This window comes from Lysinibacillus sp. UBA6686, assembly GCF_002455205.1.
Taxonomy (GTDB): domain Bacteria; phylum Bacillota; class Bacilli; order Bacillales_A; family Planococcaceae; genus Lysinibacillus; species Lysinibacillus pakistanensis.
Genome location: NZ_DKJS01000056.1, coordinates 48,504 through 73,887 on the forward strand (window position 1 = coordinate 48,504; position 25,384 = coordinate 73,887).

At 38.6% G+C, this 25,384-nt stretch carries 25 protein-coding genes; 19 read left to right on the forward strand and 6 right to left on the reverse strand.

The window, feature by feature from the left end; translation table 11 throughout:
* The first annotated feature begins 10 nt into the window (after positions 1 to 10).
* The 4 genes from B2R82_RS14485 (at position 11) to B2R82_RS14500 (ending at position 3,090) form a co-directional block, all read left to right on the forward strand.
* Positions 11 to 946: a branched-chain amino acid ABC transporter permease gene (locus B2R82_RS14485; protein ID WP_286925526.1), complete on the forward strand. Its 936-nt coding sequence runs from the start codon at positions 11 to 13 to the stop codon at positions 944 to 946.
* Positions 946 to 1,725, forward strand: a complete 780-nt coding sequence (locus B2R82_RS14490) for an ABC transporter ATP-binding protein (RefSeq protein WP_286925527.1) — start codon at positions 946 to 948, stop codon at positions 1,723 to 1,725. The genes B2R82_RS14485 and B2R82_RS14490 overlap by 1 nt, the downstream gene beginning before the upstream one ends.
* Positions 1,725 to 2,432, forward strand: coding sequence for an ABC transporter ATP-binding protein (locus B2R82_RS14495; RefSeq protein ID WP_283870102.1), 708 nt, complete (start codon positions 1,725 to 1,727; stop codon positions 2,430 to 2,432). Before B2R82_RS14490 ends, B2R82_RS14495 begins: the two co-directional genes overlap by 1 nt.
* A 160-nt stretch (positions 2,433 to 2,592) precedes the next feature.
* Positions 2,593 to 3,090: a cupin domain-containing protein gene (locus B2R82_RS14500; RefSeq protein WP_286925528.1), complete on the forward strand. Its 498-nt coding sequence runs from the start codon at positions 2,593 to 2,595 to the stop codon at positions 3,088 to 3,090.
* A gap of 40 nt (positions 3,091 to 3,130) precedes the next feature.
* Here B2R82_RS14500 and B2R82_RS14505 read toward each other — a convergent pair whose 3' ends face one another.
* Together B2R82_RS14505 and rluF are read right to left on the reverse strand one after the other, a co-directional pair.
* Positions 3,131 to 3,850: a DUF6904 family protein gene (locus B2R82_RS14505; protein ID WP_286925530.1), complete on the reverse strand. Its 720-nt coding sequence runs from the start codon at positions 3,848 to 3,850 to the stop codon at positions 3,131 to 3,133.
* A 22-nt stretch (positions 3,851 to 3,872) separates the two neighbouring features.
* On the reverse strand, positions 3,873 to 4,574 hold the full coding sequence (rluF, locus tag B2R82_RS14510; protein ID WP_286925531.1) for a 23S rRNA pseudouridine(2604) synthase RluF: 702 nt from the start codon (positions 4,572 to 4,574) through the stop codon (positions 3,873 to 3,875).
* 240 nt (positions 4,575 to 4,814) lie between these two features.
* On the opposite strand from rluF, the gene adh reads away from it, so the two are divergent.
* The 5 genes from adh to B2R82_RS14535 all read left to right on the forward strand — a co-directional run bounded on the left by adh (position 4,815) and on the right by B2R82_RS14535 (position 10,145).
* A complete protein-coding gene (adh, locus tag B2R82_RS14515; protein WP_286925532.1) occupies positions 4,815 to 6,335 on the forward strand; it encodes an aldehyde dehydrogenase in 1,521 nt (506 codons plus the stop codon).
* Positions 6,336 to 6,356: 21 nt separating this feature from the next.
* Positions 6,357 to 6,716: a DUF779 domain-containing protein gene (locus B2R82_RS14520; RefSeq protein WP_286925533.1), complete on the forward strand. Its 360-nt coding sequence runs from the start codon at positions 6,357 to 6,359 to the stop codon at positions 6,714 to 6,716.
* A gap of 441 nt (positions 6,717 to 7,157) precedes the next feature.
* Positions 7,158 to 8,126: a DUF4003 family protein gene (locus B2R82_RS14525; RefSeq protein ID WP_286925534.1), complete on the forward strand. Its 969-nt coding sequence runs from the start codon at positions 7,158 to 7,160 to the stop codon at positions 8,124 to 8,126.
* 44 nt (positions 8,127 to 8,170) lie between these two features.
* Positions 8,171 to 9,598: an aldehyde dehydrogenase family protein gene (locus B2R82_RS14530; protein ID WP_286925535.1), complete on the forward strand. Its 1,428-nt coding sequence runs from the start codon at positions 8,171 to 8,173 to the stop codon at positions 9,596 to 9,598.
* A 67-nt stretch (positions 9,599 to 9,665) separates the two neighbouring features.
* The gene (locus tag B2R82_RS14535; RefSeq protein WP_054771407.1) at positions 9,666 to 10,145 is read left to right on the forward strand and encodes an acyl-CoA thioesterase; all 480 of its coding nucleotides are present in this window, start codon (positions 9,666 to 9,668) and stop codon (positions 10,143 to 10,145) included.
* 44 nt (positions 10,146 to 10,189) lie between these two features.
* Here the strand turns inward: B2R82_RS14535 and B2R82_RS14540 are convergent, their stop codons facing one another.
* Positions 10,190 to 11,500 carry a globin-coupled sensor protein gene (locus tag B2R82_RS14540; protein WP_286925536.1) on the reverse strand — a complete coding sequence of 437 codons (1,311 nt, stop codon included), beginning with the start codon at positions 11,498 to 11,500 and terminating at the stop codon, positions 10,190 to 10,192.
* Positions 11,501 to 11,824: 324 nt separating this feature from the next.
* On the opposite strand from B2R82_RS14540, the gene B2R82_RS14545 reads away from it, so the two are divergent.
* Positions 11,825 to 12,034, forward strand: a complete 210-nt coding sequence (locus B2R82_RS14545; protein ID WP_054771408.1) for a hypothetical protein — start codon at positions 11,825 to 11,827, stop codon at positions 12,032 to 12,034.
* A 276-nt stretch (positions 12,035 to 12,310) separates the two neighbouring features.
* Here B2R82_RS14545 and corA read toward each other — a convergent pair whose 3' ends face one another.
* Together corA and B2R82_RS14555 are read right to left on the reverse strand one after the other, a co-directional pair.
* Positions 12,311 to 13,270: a magnesium/cobalt transporter CorA gene (gene corA / locus B2R82_RS14550; RefSeq protein WP_286925537.1), complete on the reverse strand. Its 960-nt coding sequence runs from the start codon at positions 13,268 to 13,270 to the stop codon at positions 12,311 to 12,313.
* Positions 13,271 to 13,408: 138 nt separating this feature from the next.
* Complete coding sequence (locus tag B2R82_RS14555) at positions 13,409 to 14,089, reverse strand: class I SAM-dependent methyltransferase (RefSeq protein ID WP_286925538.1); 681 nt, start codon at positions 14,087 to 14,089, stop codon at positions 13,409 to 13,411.
* A gap of 128 nt (positions 14,090 to 14,217) precedes the next feature.
* On the opposite strand from B2R82_RS14555, the gene B2R82_RS14560 reads away from it, so the two are divergent.
* The 8 genes from B2R82_RS14560 (at position 14,218) to ispD (ending at position 22,900) form a co-directional block, all read left to right on the forward strand.
* A complete protein-coding gene (locus tag B2R82_RS14560; RefSeq protein WP_286925539.1) occupies positions 14,218 to 14,523 on the forward strand; it encodes a DUF4870 domain-containing protein in 306 nt (101 codons plus the stop codon).
* A gap of 253 nt (positions 14,524 to 14,776) precedes the next feature.
* The gene (locus B2R82_RS14565; RefSeq protein WP_283870093.1) at positions 14,777 to 15,247 is read left to right on the forward strand and encodes a CtsR family transcriptional regulator; all 471 of its coding nucleotides are present in this window, start codon (positions 14,777 to 14,779) and stop codon (positions 15,245 to 15,247) included.
* 13 nt (positions 15,248 to 15,260) lie between these two features.
* The gene (locus tag B2R82_RS14570) at positions 15,261 to 15,809 is read left to right on the forward strand and encodes a UvrB/UvrC motif-containing protein (protein WP_286925541.1); all 549 of its coding nucleotides are present in this window, start codon (positions 15,261 to 15,263) and stop codon (positions 15,807 to 15,809) included.
* Positions 15,806 to 16,915, forward strand: a complete 1,110-nt coding sequence (locus B2R82_RS14575; RefSeq protein ID WP_286925542.1) for a protein arginine kinase — start codon at positions 15,806 to 15,808, stop codon at positions 16,913 to 16,915. The genes B2R82_RS14570 and B2R82_RS14575 overlap by 4 nt, the downstream gene beginning before the upstream one ends.
* Positions 16,905 to 19,349 (forward strand): ATP-dependent Clp protease ATP-binding subunit, encoded by a 2,445-nt coding sequence (locus tag B2R82_RS14580; protein ID WP_286925543.1) that lies wholly within the window; start codon positions 16,905 to 16,907, stop codon positions 19,347 to 19,349. Before B2R82_RS14575 ends, B2R82_RS14580 begins: the two co-directional genes overlap by 11 nt.
* A gap of 107 nt (positions 19,350 to 19,456) precedes the next feature.
* A complete protein-coding gene (radA, locus tag B2R82_RS14585; RefSeq protein WP_286925544.1) occupies positions 19,457 to 20,833 on the forward strand; it encodes a DNA repair protein RadA in 1,377 nt (458 codons plus the stop codon).
* 276 nt (positions 20,834 to 21,109) lie between these two features.
* Positions 21,110 to 22,195, forward strand: a complete 1,086-nt coding sequence (locus tag B2R82_RS14590; protein WP_286925545.1) for a PIN/TRAM domain-containing protein — start codon at positions 21,110 to 21,112, stop codon at positions 22,193 to 22,195.
* A gap of 12 nt (positions 22,196 to 22,207) precedes the next feature.
* The gene (gene ispD / locus B2R82_RS14595; RefSeq protein WP_286925685.1) at positions 22,208 to 22,900 is read left to right on the forward strand and encodes a 2-C-methyl-D-erythritol 4-phosphate cytidylyltransferase; all 693 of its coding nucleotides are present in this window, start codon (positions 22,208 to 22,210) and stop codon (positions 22,898 to 22,900) included.
* 105 nt (positions 22,901 to 23,005) lie between these two features.
* Here ispD and B2R82_RS14600 read toward each other — a convergent pair whose 3' ends face one another.
* On the reverse strand, positions 23,006 to 24,664 hold the full coding sequence (locus B2R82_RS14600) for an SWIM zinc finger family protein (RefSeq protein WP_286925546.1): 1,659 nt from the start codon (positions 24,662 to 24,664) through the stop codon (positions 23,006 to 23,008).
* Between the two features lie 184 nt (positions 24,665 to 24,848).
* On the opposite strand from B2R82_RS14600, the gene ispF reads away from it, so the two are divergent.
* On the forward strand, positions 24,849 to 25,325 hold the full coding sequence (ispF, locus tag B2R82_RS14605; RefSeq protein WP_286925548.1) for a 2-C-methyl-D-erythritol 2,4-cyclodiphosphate synthase: 477 nt from the start codon (positions 24,849 to 24,851) through the stop codon (positions 25,323 to 25,325).
* The last annotated feature ends 59 nt before the right edge of the window (positions 25,326 to 25,384 follow it).

Here is a 25,384-nt window from a genome sequence, read left to right on the forward strand (position 1 = left end):
GAGCGGTATTATGAAAAAGTCTAAAGTTTTCTGGGGCTATGCCGTATTAGCGCTAGTCATCTATGCAGTTGTACAAATTCTTATTACCTCTGGTGCACTTGATATTTACTATCAAAATATGCTAATAACAATGTGTATTAACATTATGCTTGCGGTCAGCTTGCATATTGTTATTGGGATTACAGGTCAATTTTCAATTGGACATGCGGGGTTCTTAGCAGTAGGGGCATATATCTCTGCTATTATTACAACAAAGCTTATGCTGCCATTCCCATTAGCAATCTTCTTAGGGGCATTAGCTGCAGCAGTTGCAGGATTAATTGTAGGTATTCCAACATTACGATTAAAGGGTGACTATTTAGCAATTGCTACACTTGGTTTTGCAGAAATTATTCGTATTATTTTCTTAAATACGGATTATGTAGGTGGAGCAGCAGGGATGCAGGTTAAATATTTATCCAATTGGACGTATGCATTCGTAGGTGTTTTTTTAACAATTCTAGTAATCTCAAACTTTACGAATTCTCGCCATGGACGCGCATGTATTTCTATTCGTGAGGATGAAATTGCAGCAGATGCAATGGGTATTAATACTACTTATTATAAAGTAGTAGCTTTCGCTATCGGTTCTTTCTTCGCTGGACTTGCAGGGGCAATATTTGCACATAATTTTTATATTATTCAGCCAACTACTTTTGGTTTCTTAAAATCATTTGATATTTTAATCTATGTTGTACTTGGTGGATTAGGAAGTCTTTCGGGCTCTGTTATTGCTGCGATCTTCCTAACTATGATTTCAGCGTACCTCGCAAACTTCCCAGAGACACGTATGATTATTTACAGCTTAGTATTAATTGTTGTTATGCTGTACCGTCCAACGGGTTTAATGGGAACAAAGGAAATTACGGATCTATTTAAGTTTGGTAAAAAAGGAGGTACAAAATAATGACTGGAAACCTTCTTATCAATGTTGAAAATATGGGCATTCAATTCGGTGGTTTAAAGGCTGTACAGGGCGTTAATATGTACCTAAATCAGGGTGAGTTAGTTGGTCTTATAGGACCAAATGGTGCTGGGAAAACGACAAGCTTTAATATGCTGACAGGTGTTTATACGCCAACTGAGGGTACTATTACATTTGATGGTATAAAGCTTAATGGGCTTGCTCCATATCAAGTCACACAAAAGGGTATTAGCCGTACATTCCAAAATATCCGTTTATTTAAAGAGCTGTCTGTTCTAGATAACGTAAAGGTAGCCAATCATTCGCTTGCTAAGCATTCAATGTGGTCCTCCATTTTCCGCTTGCCAAATCATTTTAAAGGTGAGGCAGAAATGGAGCTTCAATCCATTGAGTTTTTAAAAATCTTTGGTCTAGATATTTATAAAGATGAGCTGGCAAAAAACTTGCCATACGGAATGCAACGTCGATTAGAAATTGCTCGTGCCCTTGCAGCAAAGCCTAAGCTTTTATTACTTGATGAGCCAGCAGCAGGGATGAACCCACAGGAAACGCATGATTTAATGGAGTTAATAGCATTTATTCGGAAAGAATTTGGATTGACTATTCTTCTTATTGAGCATGATATGAGCTTAGTTATGGGTATTTGCGAACGGATCTATGTGCTCGATCATGGTCAACTAATCGCTGATGGGACACCAGGGGAAATACGCAACAATCCAAAGGTAATTGAAGCTTACCTTGGTGAGGAGGTTATCAACTAATGCTAAAAGTACAGAATATAGATGTATTTTACGGAAATATACAAGCATTAAAAGGCCTCTCTTTAGAAGTAAACGAGGGTGAGATTGTTACATTAATCGGTGCGAACGGTGCTGGTAAAAGTACATTATTAAAAACATTGTCTGGCTTACTAAAACCTAAGGGAGGCATTATTGAATATGAGGGCTTCTCTATCGCAGGGAAGGCAGCTCAGTCAATTGTGAAATCTGGTATTTCCCATGTTCCTGAAGGACGTCGTGTTTTTGCCAATATGTCAGTAGAGGAAAACTTGGAGCTTGGGGCTTATCTTCGTAATGATAAAGCAGGCATAAAAAAAGATATGGACCACGTTTTTGAGCTATTCCCACGTTTACTAGAGCGTCGTAAACAGCAATCAGGAACATTATCTGGCGGTGAGCAACAAATGCTTGCAATGGGGCGTGCATTAATGGCAAAACCCAAGCTGTTATTAATGGATGAGCCTTCAATGGGGCTTGCGCCGCTCATGGTAAAAAATATTTTTAATATTATTGAGCAGGTCAATAAAGAAGGTACTACAGTATTGCTTGTTGAGCAAAATGCCAATATGGCACTGTCAGTAGCTAATCGAGCATACGTATTGGAAACAGGGCGTATTGTTCTTTCTGGTACAGCAAAAGAGCTACAAGAAAGTGAACAAGTAAAGGCAGCGTATTTAGGCGGTTTATAAGAGGGAAGGCATCTCAATGTAGAGGTGCCTTTTTTGCGTGTGAAAAGTCGGAAAAGTAATGGATAGAATGTTATAAGTGAAGGATAGAAACGTAAAAGAGACAGATAGCAGTAGCATTCTTCCTTTATAATTTGATATGGTGAATAAAAGGAGTGAGGTTATGAAGTATTCAGCGCAATATTTTATAGAAAAATTAAATTTAACGGAGCACCCGGAGGGAGGATATTATATATCTTCGTTTCGAGCTTCTGAGGATATAGCGGTTAGAGATGTGCAAAGACCGATTTATACTAGTATTTATTTCTTATTACGTTCGCAGGATATCTCTCATTTGCACCGTTTGACATCAGATGAGCTTTGGTATTATCATGCAGGAAGTCCTCTGACAGTACATATGATTTTTCCAGATGGTACATATGAGGCACGAAAATTAGGCTTAGATGTTGAAGCAGGGGAAGTACCGCAAATCGCTGTGCCGAAAAATACTATTTTTGGCTCCTCTGTAGAGGTAGAAGATACATTTAGCTTAGTTGGTTGCATGGTGGCACCAGGCTTTGATTTTGAGGACTTTGAATTATTTACACAAGATGAGCTTTTAGCTGATTATCCTCAGCATGAGGGGGTTATTCGAAAAATGGCTTATCCATCGATTCGATAAAGAAGTGCCGTCTCACAATTAGCTGAGACGGCACTTTTGTTTACCACAAAATTTTTTCAGGGTAATTGGTCTTTATTTCAATATCATGTAATGCCTTTTTTGTAGAAATGGCAGCTTCCATTAGCTGAGATTTGAGGGATACATACTCATCATCCTCTAACATTATGCGCAAAGCAAATGCTGCCAAATGGGCTTTCCGTTCCTCCCAGCTTAATTGAATATACTCTAGGTTCAGTACATCAATATACTGTGTAGCATAGCGGAATGTTAAGGGATTTTTCGTATGCAGCATTCTTAAAAATACTAAAAACTCTTCCTCATTTAGTTCTTGTTCAAGGCAATCAGCAACTGCCCCCTGGAATTTACGTATGGCAGCAACATCAATATTCCAATCAGAAGAATCGACTAACTCTTTGTGTAGTTGAATAAAATCATTTAATGCAATGGCCATAAAGATAAGCTCAGGCCAAAGTATCTCCGTTGAGAAATAGGCGTTTTTATTAGGGAAAATTAATTCATGCTGTGTCAGAATACTTTTAGTAAGGCCATTACTGACAAATTCCAGTTGACGCTCCCCCTTAGTAGCTTGGCGTAAATTGTAGCAAACATTCAAGATACGAAGACGAGAACCTTGATAATCATAATATTTATTTTCATCCCCTGTTATTTTGTGAATAGCATTGATGAGCTCATCTAAATCCCAAAAGTCACCACTAATACGTGCTCCTGTTAACAGTTCAGTACTTTGTATTGAAAGCATAATTCTCTCCCCTTACCATGCTTTATTTAGGTGTGTATTGAAGTAGTTTGAATAGTTCTGCTCGTTCCTTGTCCGTTAAATCACGCCATTGCCCAACCTTTAAATGACCAAGTTTGATATTCATGATACGAATTCGTTGTAGACGCTTAACGGAATAACCGAGAGCTGAACACATACGGCGTATTTGACGATTTAGACCTTGTTCTAAGATGATTTTAAAGACTTTATCTGATATTTTTTCTACATGGCATGGCAAGGTTGTCGTATCTAAAATATCTACACCAGCCCCCATTTTCTTGATGAATTGCTCCGTAATTGGTTTATCAACTTGCACAATATATTCTTTTTCATGATGGTTTTCTGCACGGAGAATTTTGTTTACTATATCTCCATCATTCGTTAATAATAATAGTCCCTCTGATTCCTTATCCAGACGTCCAATATGGAAAATTCGTAGAGGATGATTGACAAAATCAACGACATTCCCTTTTATATGACGTTCAGTTGTACTAGTAATTCCAACTGGCTTGTTTAAGGCAATATATACGAGCTGTTCCTCTTTTTTTACCTCTTTTCCATCAACACAAACAACATCACCAGCTTCGACTTTACTGCCAACAGTGGCGGCCTCTCCATTAATAGTTACTTTTCCCTCTTCAATCCATTTATCCGCACCACGACGAGAGACGATGCCAGTTTCACTTAAATATTTATTAATGCGCATATTGTTCTCCTATACATTTATATAATTTAAGTATACATTATCGTTGGTTACACCGTGAATGCTAGAAGCTTTTCTAGTAAAAATAAATTAATCGTAAAATTTTTAAAAAAGTTGAAATTATTTTTCGTTTCTGACAATATATTGAGTAAGAGGGTTTCTATGAAATTATTGTTATTTCGATATATAATAATAGTTTTTGTAGATATTTTCTCATTATTTTGTGTAAAGGGGAGAAGTAAAATGGTTTATGCATTTCCAAACACTGAAGGATCGGTAGTTCAATTCAAAGAGAAATATGATAATTATATTGGTGGAGAATGGACACCCCCTGTGAAAGGTCAATACTTTGATAATATCACTCCTGTTACTGGACAAGTTTTTACACAAGCAGCGCGTTCCACAGCTGAGGACATTGAACTTGCACTTGATGCAGCGCATGCCGCAAAAGATGCGTGGGGTAAAACATCCGCAACAGAGCGTGCAAACATTTTACTTAAAATTGCGGACCGTATGGAGCAAAATTTAGAAAAGCTAGCCGTTGCCGAAACATGGGATAATGGGAAAGCGGTACGTGAAACATTAAATGCAGATATCCCTCTAGCAATTGATCATTTCCGCTATTTTGCGGGTGCTTTACGTGCACAAGAAGGTGCAGTAAGCCAAATCGATAATGATACAGTTGCGTACCACTTCCATGAGCCTATTGGAGTAGTTGGTCAAATTATTCCTTGGAATTTCCCACTATTAATGGCTGTTTGGAAGTTAGCACCTGCACTTGCAGCTGGAAACTGTGTGGTGTTAAAACCTGCAGAGCAAACACCAGTTTCGATTATGGTGCTTCTTGAATTGATAGAAGATTTATTGCCATCAGGTGTCCTTAATGTTGTGAATGGCTTTGGTCTAGAGGCAGGAAAGCCGCTAGCATCTAGTCCACGAATTGGTAAAATTGCCTTTACGGGTGAAACAACGACAGGTCGCCTAATTATGCAATATGCTTCACAAAACCTTATTCCAGTTACATTAGAATTAGGCGGTAAGTCACCAAATATTTTCTTTGAGGATATTATGGATGAAGATGATGCCTTTTTAGATAAAGCAGTAGAGGGCTTTGTGTTATTCGCACTGAACCAGGGGGAAGTATGTACATGTCCTTCTCGTGCATTAATCCAGGAATCTATTTACGATAAATTTATGGAGCGTGTCTTACAGCGTGTAGAGGCCATTAAAGTAGGAAATCCACTTGATCCAAATACAATGATGGGTGCTCAGGCTTCAAGTGAGCAAATGGAGAAAATTCTTTCTTACTTAGATATTGGTAAGCAAGAGGGCGCTGAATGTCTAATTGGAGGAGAGAAAAACAATGTAGGTTCAGGCTTTGAAAATGGCTACTACATTAAACCAACTGTCTTCAAAGGGAATAATAAAATGCGCATTTTCCAAGAAGAAATTTTCGGTCCAGTTGTTGCTGTTACAACATTTAAAACAAAAGAGGAAGCATTAGAAATTGCGAATGATACATTGTATGGTTTAGGTGCAGGTGTATGGACACGTGATATGAATACAGCTTATAGATTTGGTCGTGGTATTCAAGCAGGACGTGTTTGGACAAACTGTTATCATGCTTATCCTGCACATGCAGCATTCGGTGGCTACAAAATGTCAGGTATTGGTCGCGAAAATCATAAGATGATGTTATCTCATTACCAACAAACGAAGAACTTATTAGTTAGCTACAGTGAAAACAAACTAGGTTTCTTCTAATCAGTAGGGAGGTGCATGAGCGTGGTCGAGCGTGTTTTAGCAACAGAAGAAGCGCTGGCACTAATCGAATTATTGCAAGAAAAGCATGGACCTGTTATATTTCACCAATCAGGCGGTTGCTGTGATGGATCTTCACCGATGTGTTATCCAGAGGGCGATCTTATATTAGGTGATCAGGATATTTGTCTTGGGGAGATTGGTGGAGCTCCCTTCTATATGCATAAAAATCAATATGATTACTGGAAGCATACACAAATAATTTTAGACGTGGTTGATGGTAGAGGTGGCATGTTTTCACTAGAGGGTGTTGAAGGAAAGCGATTTTTAACAAGATCAAGGGCCTTTTCCACAGAGGAATTAAAGGAATTGGGATTAATTTAAACCTTTATTGTACTAAAAATTGCTCCTTGTAGGATAAGCAAAAAAAGATGTAGGATCATGTATAAACAGCGGCAAAAGTGCAGTGCCGCTGTTTTTTTCTATGTTAATTTTTTTGAAAAAGTGTATGTAGGGCTATATTTCTTGGAGAGTTACGTAACAGTAAAAATTGCTGTATTCGGTCTTGTAGAGTTACTGTGAATAAAGATTTTTTTCTACTGGTTATGTTATTCAATATAATTACCTCCATTCGTATTTGTTATTTCCATTAAACCATATAAAATCGAGTAACATACATTACATTAAGCTTACTTTTTATGTTAATTGTTACAAACTGAAGATATTTTTTAGAATATAGAAGATAAGTGGAGATTGGGTGATCCGTTATCTGAATCCTTTCAATTGGATTTTACGTATATAATGGAAAAAAGGAGTGTACGGAATATGGATTATGCTATGATTGAAAATCAATTTACTCAAACAGTGGAAGCGGTTTCGAAGGCTGCGGGCTGGACAGTTGACCGTAAAATTATCTTAGCAATCGCTAGCAAATATGTGGCGTCAGGGAAGAGCTTTGATTCTGTTAAATATAAAGAAGTATTACAAGAAATGAAGAAGCAATCATCATGGATGTCCCCTTTAAGAACAACAGTTGGGTACAGCATTGCTGCAAACTTGATGGAGCAAGAGGATATAGAGCATGCTGTGAAAAATTTGCTAACAAACGTCTCAATAATGAAGGAAGCCAAATTTAGAAGTGGTAATTTTACCTTTATAGGAGCTCAGTTTTTAACTGAAGAGGAAAGCGGAAAACATGCACATGCACAGTCAGCGAGGGCTTTATTTGATGCAATTCGCAATCATCATCGATTTTTAACGTCCTATGAAGATATCCCATATGCTGTTTTATTGAGTAGCTCAATGGATGATGTTGAAGTACGGGCGGAAACGATGAACCGTTATTATAAAGAATTACGTACCTACAATTTTAATGCTGGCAATGAACTACAATGGTTATCACAGGTACTGACTTTCTTATCTCCTCAATACGATAATAAGCTGGTATCAAGTGTTGTGACGATTCGCGATACATTAAAAAAACAGGATGTTAAAGTTAAAACGATGCATTACCCATTGCTTGGTTTTTTAGCCATTCTTGAGGTAAATAATGTTCACCTTCAACAAATTATAGATTTATATCATGAATTAAAGGGCATGAAACTTTTGAAATGGCATCGTGAATTTGTATTATTTATGGCTATCCAAATTGCTATTTATGATATAGCTAAGGTGCAACAATCTTTATCCATGACAATCATCTCGTCTATTGAATTATTAATTCAAGCACAACAGGCTGCAATGTTAGCAGCGGTTACTGCAGCTACTGTAGCATCTAGTTCAAGCTCTTCGTGATAAAATAAAGAATGAATATGATTTTATGGAGGTGCAATTGAAGGATGAAGGAAACAAAACTTTGGATTAATGGTCAGTGGCAGAATGCACAGGAAACATATGAGCTAAGTTCACCATATAGCGGTGAGGTTATTGCAAAGGTTGCTAAAGCGTCAATTGCAGATGTTGAACGGGCGATAGAAGGTGCACAGGAGACATTCCAAACATTTAAAAAGACAACAGCTTACGAACGAGCAGAAATATTATATAAAGTTGTCCATATCATGCGACAGCGCAGAGAAGAATTTGCAGAAATTTTAGCCTTAGAGGCAGGTAAACCTTTATCAGCAGGTCTAATGGAAATAGAACGCACAATAGCAACCTATCAATTTGCGGCAGAGGGGGCAAAGCAAGCTAAGGGTGAAACAGTCCCAATGGACGCTGCACCTGGAGCAGGCGATCGTATTGGCTGGACAAAGCGTGAACCGATTGGGGTTATATCCGCCATTACGCCATTTAACTTCCCGTTTAATTTAGTAGCACATAAACTAGGACCTGCCTTTGCAGTAGGAAATACAGTTGTATTAAAGCCTGCAACACAAACACCATTAAGTGCAATTATAATGGCAGAAATTTTTCAAGAAGCAGGTTTGCCTGACGGAGCTCTTCAAATATTGACAGGTAGTGGTGGAGAGCTTAGTGATACACTCGTTACACATCCGCTTGTGAAAAAGGTGACTTTCACAGGAAGCGGTAAGGTTGGCTTGGGTATTAAAGAGAAGGTTGGTTTGCGCAAAGTAACGTTAGAGCTTGGTTCTAATGCTGCGGTTATTGTCGAACCTTCGACACCAATTGATAAAATTATAGCTCGTTGTGTTGGAGGTGCCTTTAATTTTGCTGGACAAGTTTGCATTTCATTACAACGAATTTATGTGCATTCTTCGATCATTGATGATTTTACAAAGGCATTTGTAGCGGAAACAGAAAAATTAGTGGTAGGAGATCCATTAGATAGAAATACAGATGTGAGTGCAATGATTCATCCAAATGAGGTGGAACGCATTCGCCAATGGATTGAGGAGGCAAAAGAACAGGGTGCGGTAGTCGCAACTGGGGGGACATTCACAGAAAGAACATTAACGCCAACTGTTATGACAAACGTTACTTCTGATATGAAAGTTGTTTGTCAGGAAACTTTCGCACCAATCGTCTCAATTGTTTCATATGAAACATTAAACGACGCTATTCGACTAGTAAATGAGTCAGAACTAGGCTTAAATGCAGGAATATACACGAATGTATTGTCAGATGCACTATATGCAGCAGATGAATTACAGGCAGGAGCAGTTATTATAAATGATATTCCGACATTTAGAGTGGATAATATGCCATATGGCGGCGTAAAAATGAGTGGCTATGGTCGTGAAGGGATTAAATGGGCTATAGAGGAAATGACAGACATGAAATTTATCACGATGAAAAAAACATTCTAATTTGCATCAACTTCTTTTCTGCGTTACGATGACGAAAGAACATTCATGAAGGGAAGTTGCAAAAATTATGACAAACAACGCTATGCCAATGAGTCAGTCACGTACTGTTCAAACGCGTCTCGTGTTACCGCCAGATACCAATAACCACAACTCCATTTTCGGTGGAAGAGTGTTAGCCTATATTGATGAAATTGCTGCTGTTACTGCAATGAAGCATGCTAAAGGACATGTAGTGACAGCTTCTATTGATTCTGTTGACTTTTTATCAGCCGCCCATGTAGGAGATATTTTAGAAATTGAAAGTATTGTTTCATCAACGGGCCGTTCTTCAATGGAGGTCTATGTTCGAGTTACTTCCAGAAACATTGAAACGGGTGAGGAGAAATTAACGACCGAATCATTTGTAACGATGGTTGCAGTAGATGATGATGGGAAGCCTAAGCCAGTTCCGGCAATCTACCCTGAGACAGATGAAGAAAAACGTCTTTTTGAAACAGGACCAGCTCGACGAGAGCATCGTAAACAAAAACGTTCATTACCACATTAAAGAAAAGGGAGATTGACAACCTGTCAATTTCCCTTTTTACGTTTTCACATGTTTAATTCATTCACCACATTAATAAGCGAGTCAGAAGAAGAGGAAACAAGTGTGGCACCTTGAGAGAGCTCAGTAATTAAATTTGAAATGGCAGAAATATCTCTTGATGTATTGACATATTGCTGCTGAATACCAGAGACAGCTTCAGCGATATCATTAAATGATTTGGATAAGCTATTTTGCGTGTCTACACTATGTTGAATTTTTTGATCCACATTAATAACAGAATTCGACATGGTTGTAATATTACTTTCCGTTTCTTTAATGAGATGGGAAACATTTTGTACAGCATTTTTTGTCTCTTCAGCAAGCTTTCGTACTTCCTCTGCTACAACAGCAAAGCCTTTACCATGCTCCCCAGCGCGTGCTGCCTCAATAGATGCATTCAATGCTAAAAGATTTGTTTGATCTGCAATACCTGTTACTAGTCCAACAATCTCGGAAATCTTTTGAGAGGAGGTGCGTAACTGATTCATTGTGACCTCAAGACCATTTACGCTTTGTAAAATAATTTGTATTAAATCGTTTTGCTCTTGTAACTGCTGTTGGCCACGTCTAGATTTTTCCTTCGTATCAGCAACAAAGCTTAAACCTTGCTTAGTGGCTACCGCAATATCATCTGTTTGAGAGGAGATAACTAATAGGGAAGCCGCTGTTTCATCACTAATAGCGTTCAGCTCCTCAGCTGTGCTTTGAATAGTTGTCACAAGTGCATGCTTTGTTTCATCTGCTGCTGTGCGTATACGTTCTTCCTCTTTTTCGTAGGCTTCAATGACAAGCTGTTGCTCAAAGTTAATAATTTTACAGAAGGCATTGATAGCGAGAATCGCATCATGCTTTGAAATATCTAATTTGTTAGCAAAGCTTGTAAATGTTGAAGTTAAAGACTGAAATGAGGCGATATACCATTTTGATTGAAGACCGATTCGAACGTGGGTTTCTGCAATTGCCTTTCGTTCGTCAATATAGGAGTCGTTGATACGGCTTTCAAAAATATCACTAAGGTGCTTATGTAAAGTAACCTTTAAACGATCAATCTGTGAAGTTCTATTAATAATATCTAATAAATCTTGACTTAAGCTAATGGCTGCATAGAATTGATCAACCATTTCAGGGATTAAATCCTTTGCTAAAGGCTGCAACTGTTTAATAATGGCTAAATCCTCAACCGTTAAATTTAAAAGTTGTAATTGTTTTTGAAGTTTTGGATGGTTAGAGATATCCAACTGTACATTTTTTTTATAGTTTTCAGGTGCTATTGTAATTGAGTAGCTTGAATTGTTCTTTTTTGTAAACCAACTCATTGTTGTTTGCTCCATTCTTTATAAATCCATTTTAAGTATATAAATTTAAAGTAAACTTAAACTATTTATCCTTATGTTGGAATTGCTACGTTTGTAAGTTTGCGAAATATATGGTATTTAATCTATTCTACTATTTTTTGTCGTATATTTGGTTAAAATTTTCATTTATTTCTATTATTTTTTTAATGACTATTGTTTAAATGTCATGAAATAGACGATTGAAAGAGTCCCAGGTGGTTTGTATTTAAAATGGGAAACCTGTAAAATACGAACTGTTTAGAAAGTAATAATTGAGCGTAAAAAGAGTGAGGAGGTATTATTTAAATGGAGAAGAAACGTTTCAAGTTTGTCATACCCGTGATGGTAATTGTCGCAATCGGTTCGGTTTATATGCTACGTAACTATTATGCTGAAGTGCCAGACGTGGAGCAGTTGCTAATTACTATTTGTGCAACATTAGTTTCTGGTGTACTTGCATACTTTTTATTCCCACAGCAAGGGGAAAACAAAATTGATGATCGTGGACCCTATTAATGTAGAGCAGGCATCCTAGATAACCTTCTAAGATGCCTATTCTATATTTATCTTCATTCAGCAAATGTTTTTTGTATCGAAAGCATAGCGGCAGATACAGAAGACTCCCACCTCTACAGGTGATGAGAAGAATGCGGTTTAGGTTCCTTTTCAGTGGGTGTGCAGACACCTACTGAATGAAGATAAAGCCCCCGGCGGATGTCACGGATTTTAAAAGGAATGAATTGTGAGGGCACAATTCAAAATCCGGACGCAATTACGCCAAGGCGAAATTGATTAAGGTTTAAATAATTTGAACCAGCCTTTCCATTTAAAGACCGCCAGCATAAAGATCACAATAAGTATCATAATAGCTAGGACGATAAAGTAGCTGTATTTGCCATGAAGCTCAGGCATATTGTCAAAGTTCATCCCATATACACCTGCAATAAAGGTTAATGGAATAAAGATTGTTGACACGATGGTTAAGGTCATCATAATGCCATTCATACGACTGGAGCTCATTGCCATATAGCTGTCGCGCATATCGGCCGTCAGCTCACGGTTGGATTCCACCATTTCTGTTAGCTTTAGCAAGTGATCATAAATATCTCCGAAATAAGCTCGTTCTGATTTATTTAGTGAGAATCGATATGAATTAAGAATCCGATATAATAAATCGCGCATTGGTAGAATTGTGCGCCGTAAATCAAGTAAGTCACTACGAAATTCGAATACGATTTTCATGGCATTTAGATTACTTTGATAGTTTAATTCATCTTCTAGTGCATTCAAATGATCCTCAATTTTATAGACAAGTGGGAAGTAATTGTCAACGATTTTATCGATTACCTGATAGGTTAAATACACTGTACCACGTTCCCAATTTTTCGGTTGCTTTTCTAGCATATTCTGCACTCTATCGATTTCGGGAGCAGTATTTTTATGAAAGGTTACAATAAATTTATTGGAAACAAAAATATTAACTTCCTCTGCTGCTAATTCTTCATTCACTCTATGAATAACAAAGAAATGGAAATCATCATAAAAATCGAGCTTTGGTCGCTGTAAACGCAATAAGCAGTCTTCTATAGCAAGTGGGTGAAAATGAAAAAACGTATCCAATAGCAGCTCTTCTTCAGTAGTAGGGCAATCAAAATCGACCCAATACCATTCAAAATGATTATTGTTTATTTCCTCGATAGGAAAACCCTTTATGAGTTGTTGATCCTTCGTAATCCCGATTGTGCGTATCACAGCGTTCACCCCAATTCTGTTGATTTTAACTTTCTAGGAATAATTGTCCTCATAGAGTAATACATTTATCTTCATCGAAAGCATAGAGGCAGCTACAAATGTCTTCTGTAGCGAAATTACACCAAGGCGAAATTATTTTTAGATTTCCTTATAGCATATCCATCCACCAAATAAAGTAGTGGCAAAAAATCTGGATGGTTTTGTAAATCCTGCCTCTTGAAGTAGTGTTAAAATATCCTGCTCAGGCATAAAAGAAAGGGAGCGTATGGATTTTTCCATATCTGCTACCTCTAAGGAAGATAGCTTTGTATGCTGCAGCCAATAGGCCCGCCATAAATCAAATTGTAGTTCGGTCTCTAAAGAGCCAGGCTGCCCGTATTTTGAAACAAGAACAAATGGTGCACCAGGCTTTAAATTATTTGCTATTTCTTTCAATGTTGCAAGCTTTTCTTGAGTCCCGTTGATAAAATGTAGCACTAAAATACAGCTAGCTGCATCAAACTCTCTAGAGGGTAACTTCGTTTCCAGCATAGTTCCCTGGTATAATGAAATTTGATTAGGCAAAGATTTTAATCGTTCCTCCGCTACATGTAACATGGCCTCAGAAGGATCAATGCCCACAAATGACCAAGTTGGCTTATGCTCTGCAAGTTGTAAAATTTCATTGCCGCTCCCAGAGCCAACTATTAGCAATTCCGCTTTCTCAGGTAGTGTGGATTGATAAAAGGTTTGTGTTAACCGTAGCATGGCATCGTAACTAGGTAATGTTCGACGAATACCCTTTTCGTATTCGTTTGCTAGTGTGTTATTAAATTCCATAGTGTCTCACATGCCTTTCCCAAAGAATTTTTTAAAAATACAACATACAATGAAACTATTCAGGGTATAGTTCCGTAAATAGTAGTACATAAAACAAAGGAAAATTTAAAAAAGAAGGGTTGATATAAATGGAAGCTAAATGGTCTAAGGTAATCATACACGCAAGTCCGTTTTTTGCGCCATGGTTAGTACCAATATTATTTTTCTTAATTAGTTCTGATGAGGAAGTAAAAGCTATTTCCATTCAAGCACTACTGTTCCAAATTATAATGGGTGTTTTAATTGCAATTTCTGTGGTACTAAGTTTTGTACTCGTTGGTTTACCATTCCTAATTATTTTCGGTATTATGTTGTTTGTCGTACCGATTATTGGAATTGTAAAGGCTTTATCTGATGAACCATGGCATTACCCAATTGTTGGTCGCTGGGTATAATTTTTATCGACGCAAGTATATGCTAATTGCATATGCTTGCGTTTTTTTCATCACGAAAAAGGGTACATTAGACATACGACCGTTAAGATATCTAGCATGAATAGCGATTTTTCAAGCGTTTGAATGAAAAAATGGTTGCTATTAATTTTTCTATAGGCGAAATCATTGCAATTATTTTCAAGCGTTTTGTATAATATACTCAAAGAAAGTCAAAGATAGTCAAAGTCAGTGAAGTAAGCGAGGTGTATTCCTAATGCGTAATATATCAGACATCATAGAAGGCTACTTGAAGCAAGTACTTGAATTAGGTGGAGAAGGGCATATTGAAATTAAGCGCAGTGAAATAGCTGATAAATTCCAATGTGTGCCCTCACAAATAAATTATGTGATCAATACTAGATTTACTGCCGAACGAGGTTATCTTGTTGAAAGCAAACGTGGTGGTGGTGGATACATACGAATTTTACGTGTCCGCGCGAATTCACAAATCGATTTGATTGACGATGTCCTCAGGCAGATAGAGGGAGGGGCATCGCAAACAATGGCAGAAGATTTAGTTTATCGGCTTATTGATGAGCAGGTAATTTCAAAGAGAGAAGCGAAGTTAATGTTAGCGGCAATTGATCGCTCCACTCTGGATTTGCCACTCCCATTACGGGATACCATTCGAGCAAGAATATTAAGAGCGATGCTAACAACAATCAAATATGAACAGCAAAAATAGAGAGGTGATGGAAATGATTTGCGAACATTGCAAGCAGCGTAATGCGACGGTAACTGTAACACAAGTTCAAAATGGACAAAAGGTAGAGCATCATTACTGTGACGTCTGCGCCTCGCAGTTCCATCCATTTCATGCAGAATTTAAACAAGAGCCTGTATCTATTCAACAGCTATTATCGAATTGGTTTGGCTCACCGACATGGCAACAACAAAAAGTGGATGAAAAACAACAGGCGCAGCCACAACCACAAACTTGTCCACAATGTGGCTTTACGTATAAACGATTTTTAAAAGAAGGGAAATTCGGTTGCCCTAGCTGCTATGACAGTTTTAGCGAGCACCTACCAAAGCTCTTTAATCGAATACAAGCAGGACCTCAACATATAGGTAAGATGCCCGGTGCTCATAGCAATATTTACGTCATTAAAAAACAAATAGAAGATATCCGTAAACTTATGAAAGTAGCTATAGATGAGGAACAGTTTGAGGAGGCCGCGAAACTGCGGGATGAAGTAAAGGAATTGGAGAAACAGCTACAATTTGAAGGTGGTGATGTGTCGTGATGATTGAATCGTTTTTAGAACGAGCTACACCAGCATGGATGAGCGTGGAGGACGATTATTCAGATATAGTCATTAGTACACGTATCCGTCTTGCACGAAATTTAGATGGCTATCGTTTTCCTCTGTCCTTTACAGAGAATGAGGCATTACAGGTAGAGCAGGCTGTAACACACGCTGTTCAGGATAGCACGAAACTACAAGATCATTACTCGTATTTTGCCGTCAAGGATTTAACATCCTTACAGCGTCAAATTCTTGTAGAAAAGCATTTAATTAGCCCTCAGCTTGCTAAAAAAGAACAGGTTGGCTCCATGCTATTATCTGATGATGAATCAATTAGTATTATGGTGAATGAAGAAGACCATTTACGCATTCAATGTATGACAGCGAGTTTTCAGCTGCAAAGGGCATATGAGCAGGCCAATAAAATTGATAGAGCCCTAGAAAAATCTTTACCTTATGCATTTCGTGATACTTTTGGATATCTTACAAGTTGCCCAACAAATATCGGTACTGGTTTACGAGCTTCCGTTATGATGCACCTACCTGCCCTTACATTAACAGCTCAAATGAGTCAAATTATTAATGCCATGACAAGGCTAGGAATGACAGTAAGAGGGATATATGGGGAAGGTAGTGAAAATTTAGGGAATGTTTACCAAGTGTCGAATCAGATAACACTGGGTAAAACAGAGGAGGATATTTTGGCTGACATTCAAAGCGTCGCCGAAAAGATTATTCAAAAGGAGCGACATGCAAGAGGTAGGCTAATGGAAAAAGCAGAGCTTGCTTTAGAAGACCGAGTATACCGTGCATTAGGTACTTTAACGCATGCTCGAATTTTAACGAGCGAAGAGGCAGCTACCTGCTTGTCCAATGTTCGTTTAGGGGTAGATTTACAGTTGATAGAAGGCATTAAGGCGACAACTTTAAACGAGTGTGTTGTCTGTATGCAACCAGGATTTTTACAACACTATGCAGGAGAGGTTTTACCACCTGCTGAGCGCGATCGCGTACGAGCGAAAATGCTTCGTGAGGCATTATTTCGTGAAAATATGAGTAAGCCTATTATAGGAAAAAAAGGAGAGGATTCATATGATGTTTAATCGTTTTACACAACGCGCACAAAAAGTATTACAGCTTGCACAGGAAGAGGCAATTCGTTGGAAACACGAATCAATAGGAACAGAGCATATTCTATTAGGGCTTATTCGTGAAGGCGGTGGTATAGCTGCGAAAGCATTAGAAGCCATCGATATTAGTCCTCAAACAATTGAAGCAGGTATCGAAGAGTTAGTTGGAAAAGGAAAAGAGGATGTGGGTCCGATTGTCCACTACACACCTAGAGCGAAAAAAGTCATTGAGCTATCAGTTGATGAATCACGCAAACTAGGTCATTCATATATCGGTACAGAGCATTTGCTATTAGCGCTTATTCGTGAAGGTGAAGGTGTGGCTGCTCGTGTATTAAATAACGCTGGTGTCGGCTTAAATAAAGCACGTCAGCAAGTGCTATTACTACTAGGAAATAATGATAATGCTCAATCTGGCCAACAAGCTGCCCAGGCTGCCAATACCCCTACATTAGATAGCCTTGCGCGAGACTTAACACAAATTGCTCGAGAAGGCTCTTTAGACCCTGTGATAGGTCGAAGCAAAGAAATTACACGTGTCATTGAAGTTTTATCTCGTCGTACAAAAAACAATCCTGTATTAATTGGTGAGCCAGGGGTAGGTAAAACAGCTATTGCTGAAGGTCTAGCACAGCAAATTATTAATAATGAAGTGCCAGAGATTCTTCGTGATAAACGCGTCATGACTCTTGATATGGGAACAGTTGTAGCAGGTACAAAATACCGTGGTGAATTTGAGGATCGCTTGAAAAAAGTGATGGATGAGATTCGTCAAGCAGGAAATGTTATTTTATTTATCGATGAATTGCATACATTAATCGGCGCAGGTGGTGCAGAGGGAGCAATTGATGCATCAAATATTCTAAAACCTTCTCTAGCACGTGGTGAGCTTCAATGTATCGGTGCAACAACATTAGATGAATATCGTAAATATATTGAAAAGGATGCGGCTTTAGAGCGACGTTTCCAACCAATACAAGTTGATGAGCCAACAGTTGAAGAAGCGATTCAAATTATCCAGGGCTTACGTGATCGCTATGAAGCACATCACCGTGTGAAAATTACAGATGAAGCGATTGAGGCAGCCGCAAAAATGGGTGACCGCTATATTTCTGACCGTTTCTTACCAGATAAAGCGATTGATTTAATTGATGAAGCAGGCTCAAAAGTACGCTTACGTTCATTTGCAGTTCCACCAAATCTAAAAGCGCTTGAAGATAAGCTCGAAAATGTGCGCTCTGAAAAGAATGCTGCAGTTTCTGGTCAAGAGTTTGAAAAGGCAGCCTCATTAAGAGATACCGAACAAAAGCTAAAAGATGAAATTGAAACGACAAGAAAGAATTGGAAGGAAGAGCAAGGGAAATCTGAATCAAAAGTTACAGTGGATGATGTAGCAGCAGTCGTATCTATGTGGACTGGAATCCCTGTATCAAAAATTGCCTCAGAAGAGTCCTCTAAGCTATTACAATTAGAGGAAGAGCTACACAAACGAGTGGTAGGGCAAGGGGAGGCAGTAGAGGCCATTTCCCGTGCTATTCGCCGTGCAAGAGCAGGCTTAAAAGATCCAAAACGACCAATTGGCTCATTTATTTTCTTAGGGCCAACAGGGGTTGGTAAAACAGAGCTTGCAAGAGCACTAGCTGAAGTGATGTTTGGTGATGAGGATGCGATGATTCGAGTTGATATGTCTGAATATATGGAGAAACATTCTACTTCGCGCCTAGTTGGTTCACCTCCAGGCTATGTAGGCTTTGATGATGGTGGCCAGTTAACAGAAAAGGTTCGTCGTAAACCATATTCAGTTGTATTACTAGATGAGATTGAAAAAGCTCATCCAGATGTTTTCAATATTCTACTGCAAGTGCTTGAAGATGGTCGTTTGACTGATTCTAAAGGTCGTGTAGTGGACTTCCGCAACACGGTTGTTATTATGACATCAAACGTTGGGGCAGATGCTTTAAAATACCAGAAAAACTTAGGCTTCAATGTTGGTGGTACGGAATCGAAACATAAAGACATGAAGGGAACAATGCTTGAGGAATTGAAAAAAGCATTCCGACCAGAGTTCTTAAACCGTATTGATGAGATGATTGTGTTCCACTCATTAGAAAAAGAACACTTAAAAGAAATTGTTTCCATGATGGCGAATGCTTTAACAAAACGTCTAAAGGAACAAGATATTTCGTTAGAGTTAACAGATGCTGCGCTTGAGAAAATTGCGCAAGAGGGCTATGATCCTCAATACGGCGCCCGCCCGCTACGCCGTGCACTACAAAAACAAGTGGAAGACCGCTTATCAGAAGAATTACTGAAAGGCAATGTAGAGAAGGGCAATCAAGTGGTCATTGATTATGTGAATGATGACTTTGTGGTAAAGAAAAAAGAGGGCATTTCTGCATCTAACTAATTTCTAACAGCTACGCTTCATCTCAAAAGGACAGCAGGCTATAGTGCCAAGCTGTCCTTTTTTATGTACAATTGACAATAAGAACAAATATTCGAGGTGAATGTGAATTGGCAAAGAAAAAAACGAAATTTGTATGCACAGGCTGTGGCTATGAATCTGCAAAATGGATGGGAAGATGTCCGGGCTGTGGGGAATGGAATAAGATGGTCGAAGAAGTAGAGGTAGTAGCAAAGGGACCTCGTGGAGCCTTCCAGCATTCTGCGACAGTTACGCAAAAGGCTCTTCCTATTATGCAGATCGAGGCTGCCGAGGAGTCTCGAATTACAACAGAAATGGGTGAGCTTAACCGAGTGCTAGGTGGGGGAATCGTACCGGGCTCTCTTGTACTTATAGGAGGTGACCCTGGTATTGGGAAGTCGACGCTATTATTACAAGTGTCTGCTTTACTTTCAAATAAGGGACATCGTGTGCTCTACATTTCTGGTGAGGAATCAATCCGCCAAACAAAGCTACGTGCAGAGCGTTTAGGGGTGGTTTCACAGGAGCTTTATATCTATTCAGAAACAAATTTAGAGTTTCTAAATCAAACAATTGAGGATGTGCAACCGAAATTTGTTATTGTCGATTCCATTCAAACTGTGTTTCATCCCGAGGTAACAAGTGCTCCTGGCAGTGTATCGCAGGTGCGGGAGTGTACGGCAGAGTTAATGAGAATTGCTAAAACGAAGGGAATCGCTATATTTTTAGTTGGACATGTAACAAAAGAGGGTCAAATTGCAGGGCCACGTATTTTGGAGCATATGGTAGATACTGTGCTGTATTTTGAGGGGGAGCGACACCATAATCACCGTATTCTGCGTAGTCAAAAGAACCGTTTTGGCTCAACAAATGAGATTGCTATATTTGAAATGCTTCAGGGGGGCTTAAAGGAAGTATTAAATCCATCTGAGCTCTTTTTACAGGAGCGTTCACAGGGGGCAGCGGGGTCAACCATTGTGGCTTCTATGGAGGGTACACGACCAATTCTTGTTGAAATTCAGTCACTCGTAACACCTACAAGCTTTAACTATCCAAAGCGTATGGCAACAGGTGTTGATCAAAACCGTGTACAGTTGTTAATGGCTGTTCTAGAAAAGAGAATGGGCCTCATGCTACAGGCACAGGATGCATATATTAAAGTTGCTGGCGGTGTAAAGCTAGATGAACCAGCCATTGATTTAGCAGTGTTGACAAGCATTGTCTCTAGCTTTAAGGATCAAGCAGTTAGAGCTACAGATTGTTTTGTTGGAGAAGTAGGGTTGACGGGAGAGGTGCGCCGTGTTTCCCGTATTGAACAACGTGTAATAGAGGCGGCAAAGCTAGGGTTTAAACGGATATTCATTCCGGCTTCAAATATTGGTGGCTGGGATTTTCCACAAGGTATTGAGATAGTTGGAGTAGAAACCATTAAAGATGCACTGAATGCTTGCTTTAGAGAGCTATAAAGGGGACAAGGTTCTGACATGCATTTTCCTCTTTCAATAATTTTTTAGATGCTAGGCATAAAAATCGGAACTAAAAAAGGGGTTTAAGCGTCCTACATAACACCCTAATAAGATGGCTCTTTTAACAACGTTATAGCTAGTAATAGTACCTCTTTATTTTCACCTTTGTATAGAGTTGCTGCTGGCGTTAAAAAGAAACAGGGGTTGTTAGGCTCATGAAAGATTTTCTACAGTAAACTATGTATAATTATAGTTAAGAATGGGAGGTGACAGCTTATGAAAAAATTTGTTCAAATTGCCTTTTTACTGATTGGGGGAGCGTTAGGCTTTGTTTTCTTACCGCCATTATACGAATTGCTTCATTTATCTTCTAATCCTTGGCTTGATAATCCCTATGTATCAGTAGCTTTAGGGGCAATTTTATTGTTTACACTATCGTTTGCGTTTTCGGATTATTTTGTGCGACTCATTAGCTGGCTGGAAGAGGTGCTATTTAAGGTACCTGTTGGTGACTTATTATTTGGTACGCTTGGACTTATCATCGGACTGATTGTAGCTTACTTCTTAGGCTTTGCCATAGAAAGTGTCCAGCTAGGATTCGTTTCGGAGATTTTACCAATTATCATGTCCTTTGTACTTGGCTATTTAGGGTTCCGTGTAGGCTTTAAGAAGCGCGATGAATTAATCCAACTCTTTACATTACGTGGAAGCAATACAAAGAAAAAACTAATAGATGGTGTAGATGCCCAAGAAGTAAAGGGGAGCTATAAGCTGCTGGATACAAGTGTTATTATTGATGGGCGTATTGCGGATATTTCTCAAACGGGATTTATTGAAGGTATATTAGTGGTTCCTCAATTTGTTCTTACAGAGCTTCAGCATATTGCAGATTCTTCTGATACTTTAAAACGTACAAGAGGTCGTCGTGGTTTAGATATTTTAAAAAAATTGCAAGATGAGCGAATGACAAAGGTGGAAATATCCGAAGAGGATTTTGAGGATGTGCAGGAAGTTGACTTAAAATTAGTGCGTCTTGCAAAGAAAATGAGCAATGATACACAGATTGTTACGAATGACTTCAATCTTAATAAAGTATGCGAGTTACACCACGTAAGAGTCTTAAATATCAATGATTTAGCGAATGCTGTGAAGCCTGTTGTTATCCCTGGTGAGGATATGCAAGTGATGGTTATTAAAGATGGTAAAGAGCATAATCAAGGAGTGGCTTATTTAGACGATGGCACAATGATTGTGGTTGAAGGTGGACGCAGTTATATCGGACAGGCAATAACGGTTACGGTAACAAGTGTACTGCAAACATCAGCGGGCCGTATGATTTTTGCTAAACCAAAGGATGACTAGGAAGTGGAAAATGTGCAATACGAGGTAGTATTACCTGCAGCGGGTAGCGGTAAGCGAATGGGAGCGGGGCAAAATAAGTTATTTTTAAATTTACTAGGAAAACCCATTCTCATACACACCCTGGAGGTTTTTGAACAGGATTCAAAATGTACAGGGATTTGGCTTGCAGTAAAACCAGAAGAGCGTTCCTATATTCAAGCCATGTTAGAGAAGTATAGGATTTTAAAGGTGAAGGGCTTACCTGATGGCGGTGCTGAACGACAGCATTCAGTTCATTCGTGTATGAAGGAGATGGAGCAGGTCGATATTGTGCTTGTACATGATGCTGCTCGTCCCTTTATCTCTCATGATATTATTGCGAATCTTGTGCAAAGTGCTCATACATATGGTGCTGCAATCGCTGGTGTCCGTGCAAAGGATACGATGAAAAAGGTACGTGATGGTGTGATTGAGGAGACGGTTGATCGTGATAGCTTATGGATGATTCAAACTCCGCAAGCTTTTCAGTTTGATTTAATCGTAGAGGCGGAGGATGTCGCAGAGAAGGTTGGCTTTCTTGGTACTGATGAAGCCATGCTTGTGGAACGTCTTGGACATGCCGTGCATATTGTAGAGAGTAGCTATGAAAATGTAAAGATGACGACAAAAGAGGATCTAGTTTTCGGAGAAGCGATCTTGCGTAAACGTGCCTTGGATGCAAAATAGTTGAATAGGTGGCGATTAGAGCCGCTATGAAAAATACCGTAGAGAAATCGATAATGATACTTCTCTACGGTATTTTAATTTGCTCGTATTTTTGAGGCGGGATTACTATTTCATAATATTAGTTAATTCCTCTATTAAAGCTGGACGTTTTGGATAAGTTTGCAGTAAATCAACAATCAACTGTTCTGCTTCTACCATATAACCAGCCTTACGCATGATATTGATAGAACGACAGACACCTTTATATTTTTTTCGATTAGTGGCGTATTGTGCATCTGCAGTGATAGCCTCAATGAATAGTGCACACACTTCTTCATAGTACTGCTCTTTAATAAATGAATAATAGTCTTCTATTCGTTTTGGATAATCTTTGCAATAGTCTAAAATACGTTTTGTTTGCTGTTCTTCAACAATAACCCTTTCGTATAAATAAGATTTTGTAAGGTTATTTAATAATTCTTCTAAAACTTCTGGCCATTGTTCAGCGGAGTGCAGAGCTTTGTATTTCGTATAAAATTCATACTCCCCATCAAGCAATAGTTGTAAAGCCAATTGACGCATATCCTCTGTATGTCCTAAATGCTGATGAGCCTTAAAGGCATAGCGTCTCCAAAGGCTAACGATTCCTGAAAGTTTTTGATCTTGCTCTAATCCATCTGCTGTTAATTGTAATACTTTTTCATAATCGCCGCGATTTATGGCAGATAGAATAACTTGTTCACGCATATGGTAGTCTTCAATATGCCCCTCCAAAAATGCCTCTACCTCATTGCTACTGTATTTGTGTTGTAATAAGTGAAGTTCAATCAGCTTTAGCTCTTTATTTAGATATTGTGCACGCCAATTATCTGATGTACTTTCAAGTGAATGAATAAGGGCTTTAAACTGCTCCTCAATCGCATCATCTTCACAAAGAGGGATACAGGCATGAAGCAAATGAATTCGACAATCTACCCAGTCTCCTAATACGGGTAGCATTGCTTTTCGAATAACTAGGTCAAATACAGATTTATACAGCTTTTTTGGCCAAAGATTTACGCCTTCTTCAATTGCCTGACTTATTAATTCAAGACTTTCACGAATAGCATCGCCAAAATAGCCATCAGAGTCATCCCCATATTGTAGTGCCTCTAATGTATATTGGAGACACAGAAAACTAAGCTCAATAGCTGTAATATTATCCTCCATGTCGATGTGCTCCTCAGCGTGTTGAAGGGTAGTTTGGACACCTTTAAGTGCTTTTAATGCCCGATGACGTGGGATAAAGCCGCTTCGCCCCTCCTGACCGGCTTTTAGATGCTGAGTAATCATTTTTTTGGAGGCCTTTAATATATCTATTGGCTCCATTAGTCGTATTTCTAATTCTTGCAGAAAATTAGGTGAGTTCTTCCCAACTGTTAAAATTAAATTAATTAAATTTTCCTTTGTTTGTGCTGCGAGTAATTGCTGTAATGTAGATTTTTGTGCTTTAGATGATTTAGATACTGATATAGGAGAATTGTTAAATTGCTCCTGAATAGCGTATAGTACAGCTACTATATGTTTGCAATCATCATCGTAAGGACAATCACAAGTTGCATCTGTAATATCTCCGTTTGCTTTGATAACAATATTTACAGTATAAGGTTCAGTTCCCTCAACCTCTGCCTGCCAATTGCTATTGTCTATTTGCATAATATCAATGACGTGATCATTCACATAATAATCGTACCCACGCTGTACTATTACTTTGCTAAACTGACTTTCAAAAGTATTAATATTCATTTCTCCACCGCCTTATCGTTTTAGACTTAAGGTAAGGATAACAAAGAATGTGCGAGTAGTGAGAGTCAAATATCTGATGGCTTTGTGAAATCACTCATTTCCTAGGAAATATGGTAAACTGTCTATAAATAGAAAATCATAAAGGTAGGTGAATGCTGCTACGGCAAGAACGTAGTAGTATCGTATGTTTCGAGTTGGACAAGGTTTTGACGTGCATGCATTTGAAGAAGGACGTCCATTAATTATTGGTGGTATAACAATTCCTCATGAAAAAGGGCTAGTAGGGCATTCTGATGCAGATGTTTTATTACATACTGTCACAGATGCAGCATTAGGGGCTATTGGAGAAGGAGATATCGGTCGGCATTTTCCAGACACAGACCCCGCATTTAAGGATGCAGACTCAGCAAAATTATTAGAGCATATCTGGAAAATTGTTGAGGATAAAGGGTATGTTCTAGGGAATGTTGATTGTACAATTATGGCACAGCGACCGAAAATGGCACCATATATTGAGCAAATGCAAAACCGTATTGCTGAATTATTGAACGCAGAACCGTCACAAGTTAATGTCAAGGCGACAACAACTGAACGATTAGGTTTTACTGGTCGTGAGGAAGGGATTGCTGCAATGGCAACAATTCTATTGATTAAGAAGTAAAAGCAGGCTATCAGCGCTTTTATTTCCTGTAGCAGAGTGGTAAAATGAACAAAGTCAAT

Excerpts from the sequence above, each read along its gene's own strand:
- B2R82_RS14545 (WP_054771408.1), top strand. The coding sequence starts at position 11,825 with ATGGAGAAGAAACGTTTCAAGTTTGTCATACCCGTGATGGTAATTGTC.
- B2R82_RS14490 (WP_286925527.1), top strand. The coding sequence starts at position 946 with ATGACTGGAAACCTTCTTATCAATGTTGAAAATATGGGCATTCAATTC.
- B2R82_RS14540 (WP_286925536.1), bottom strand. The coding sequence starts at position 11,500 with ATGAGTTGGTTTACAAAAAAGAACAATTCAAGCTACTCAATTACAATA.
- B2R82_RS14580 (WP_286925543.1), top strand. The coding sequence starts at position 16,905 with ATGATGTTTAATCGTTTTACACAACGCGCACAAAAAGTATTACAGCTT.
- B2R82_RS14590 (WP_286925545.1), top strand. The coding sequence starts at position 21,110 with ATGAAAAAATTTGTTCAAATTGCCTTTTTACTGATTGGGGGAGCGTTA.
- B2R82_RS14495 (WP_283870102.1), top strand. The coding sequence starts at position 1,725 with ATGCTAAAAGTACAGAATATAGATGTATTTTACGGAAATATACAAGCA.
- B2R82_RS14530 (WP_286925535.1), top strand. The coding sequence starts at position 8,171 with ATGAAGGAAACAAAACTTTGGATTAATGGTCAGTGGCAGAATGCACAG.
- B2R82_RS14570 (WP_286925541.1), top strand. The coding sequence starts at position 15,261 with ATGATTTGCGAACATTGCAAGCAGCGTAATGCGACGGTAACTGTAACA.
- B2R82_RS14485 (WP_286925526.1), top strand. The coding sequence starts at position 11 with ATGAAAAAGTCTAAAGTTTTCTGGGGCTATGCCGTATTAGCGCTAGTC.
- B2R82_RS14535 (WP_054771407.1), top strand. The coding sequence starts at position 9,666 with ATGACAAACAACGCTATGCCAATGAGTCAGTCACGTACTGTTCAAACG.
- B2R82_RS14525 (WP_286925534.1), top strand. The coding sequence starts at position 7,158 with ATGGATTATGCTATGATTGAAAATCAATTTACTCAAACAGTGGAAGCG.
- B2R82_RS14505 (WP_286925530.1), bottom strand. The coding sequence starts at position 3,850 with ATGCTTTCAATACAAAGTACTGAACTGTTAACAGGAGCACGTATTAGT.
- B2R82_RS14555 (WP_286925538.1), bottom strand. The coding sequence starts at position 14,089 with ATGGAATTTAATAACACACTAGCAAACGAATACGAAAAGGGTATTCGT.
- B2R82_RS14500 (WP_286925528.1), top strand. The coding sequence starts at position 2,593 with ATGAAGTATTCAGCGCAATATTTTATAGAAAAATTAAATTTAACGGAG.
- ispF (WP_286925548.1), top strand. The coding sequence starts at position 24,849 with ATGTTTCGAGTTGGACAAGGTTTTGACGTGCATGCATTTGAAGAAGGA.
- B2R82_RS14565 (WP_283870093.1), top strand. The coding sequence starts at position 14,777 with ATGCGTAATATATCAGACATCATAGAAGGCTACTTGAAGCAAGTACTT.
- B2R82_RS14600 (WP_286925546.1), bottom strand. The coding sequence starts at position 24,664 with ATGAATATTAATACTTTTGAAAGTCAGTTTAGCAAAGTAATAGTACAG.
- rluF (WP_286925531.1), bottom strand. The coding sequence starts at position 4,574 with ATGCGCATTAATAAATATTTAAGTGAAACTGGCATCGTCTCTCGTCGT.
- B2R82_RS14560 (WP_286925539.1), top strand. The coding sequence starts at position 14,218 with ATGGAAGCTAAATGGTCTAAGGTAATCATACACGCAAGTCCGTTTTTT.
- adh (WP_286925532.1), top strand. The coding sequence starts at position 4,815 with ATGGTTTATGCATTTCCAAACACTGAAGGATCGGTAGTTCAATTCAAA.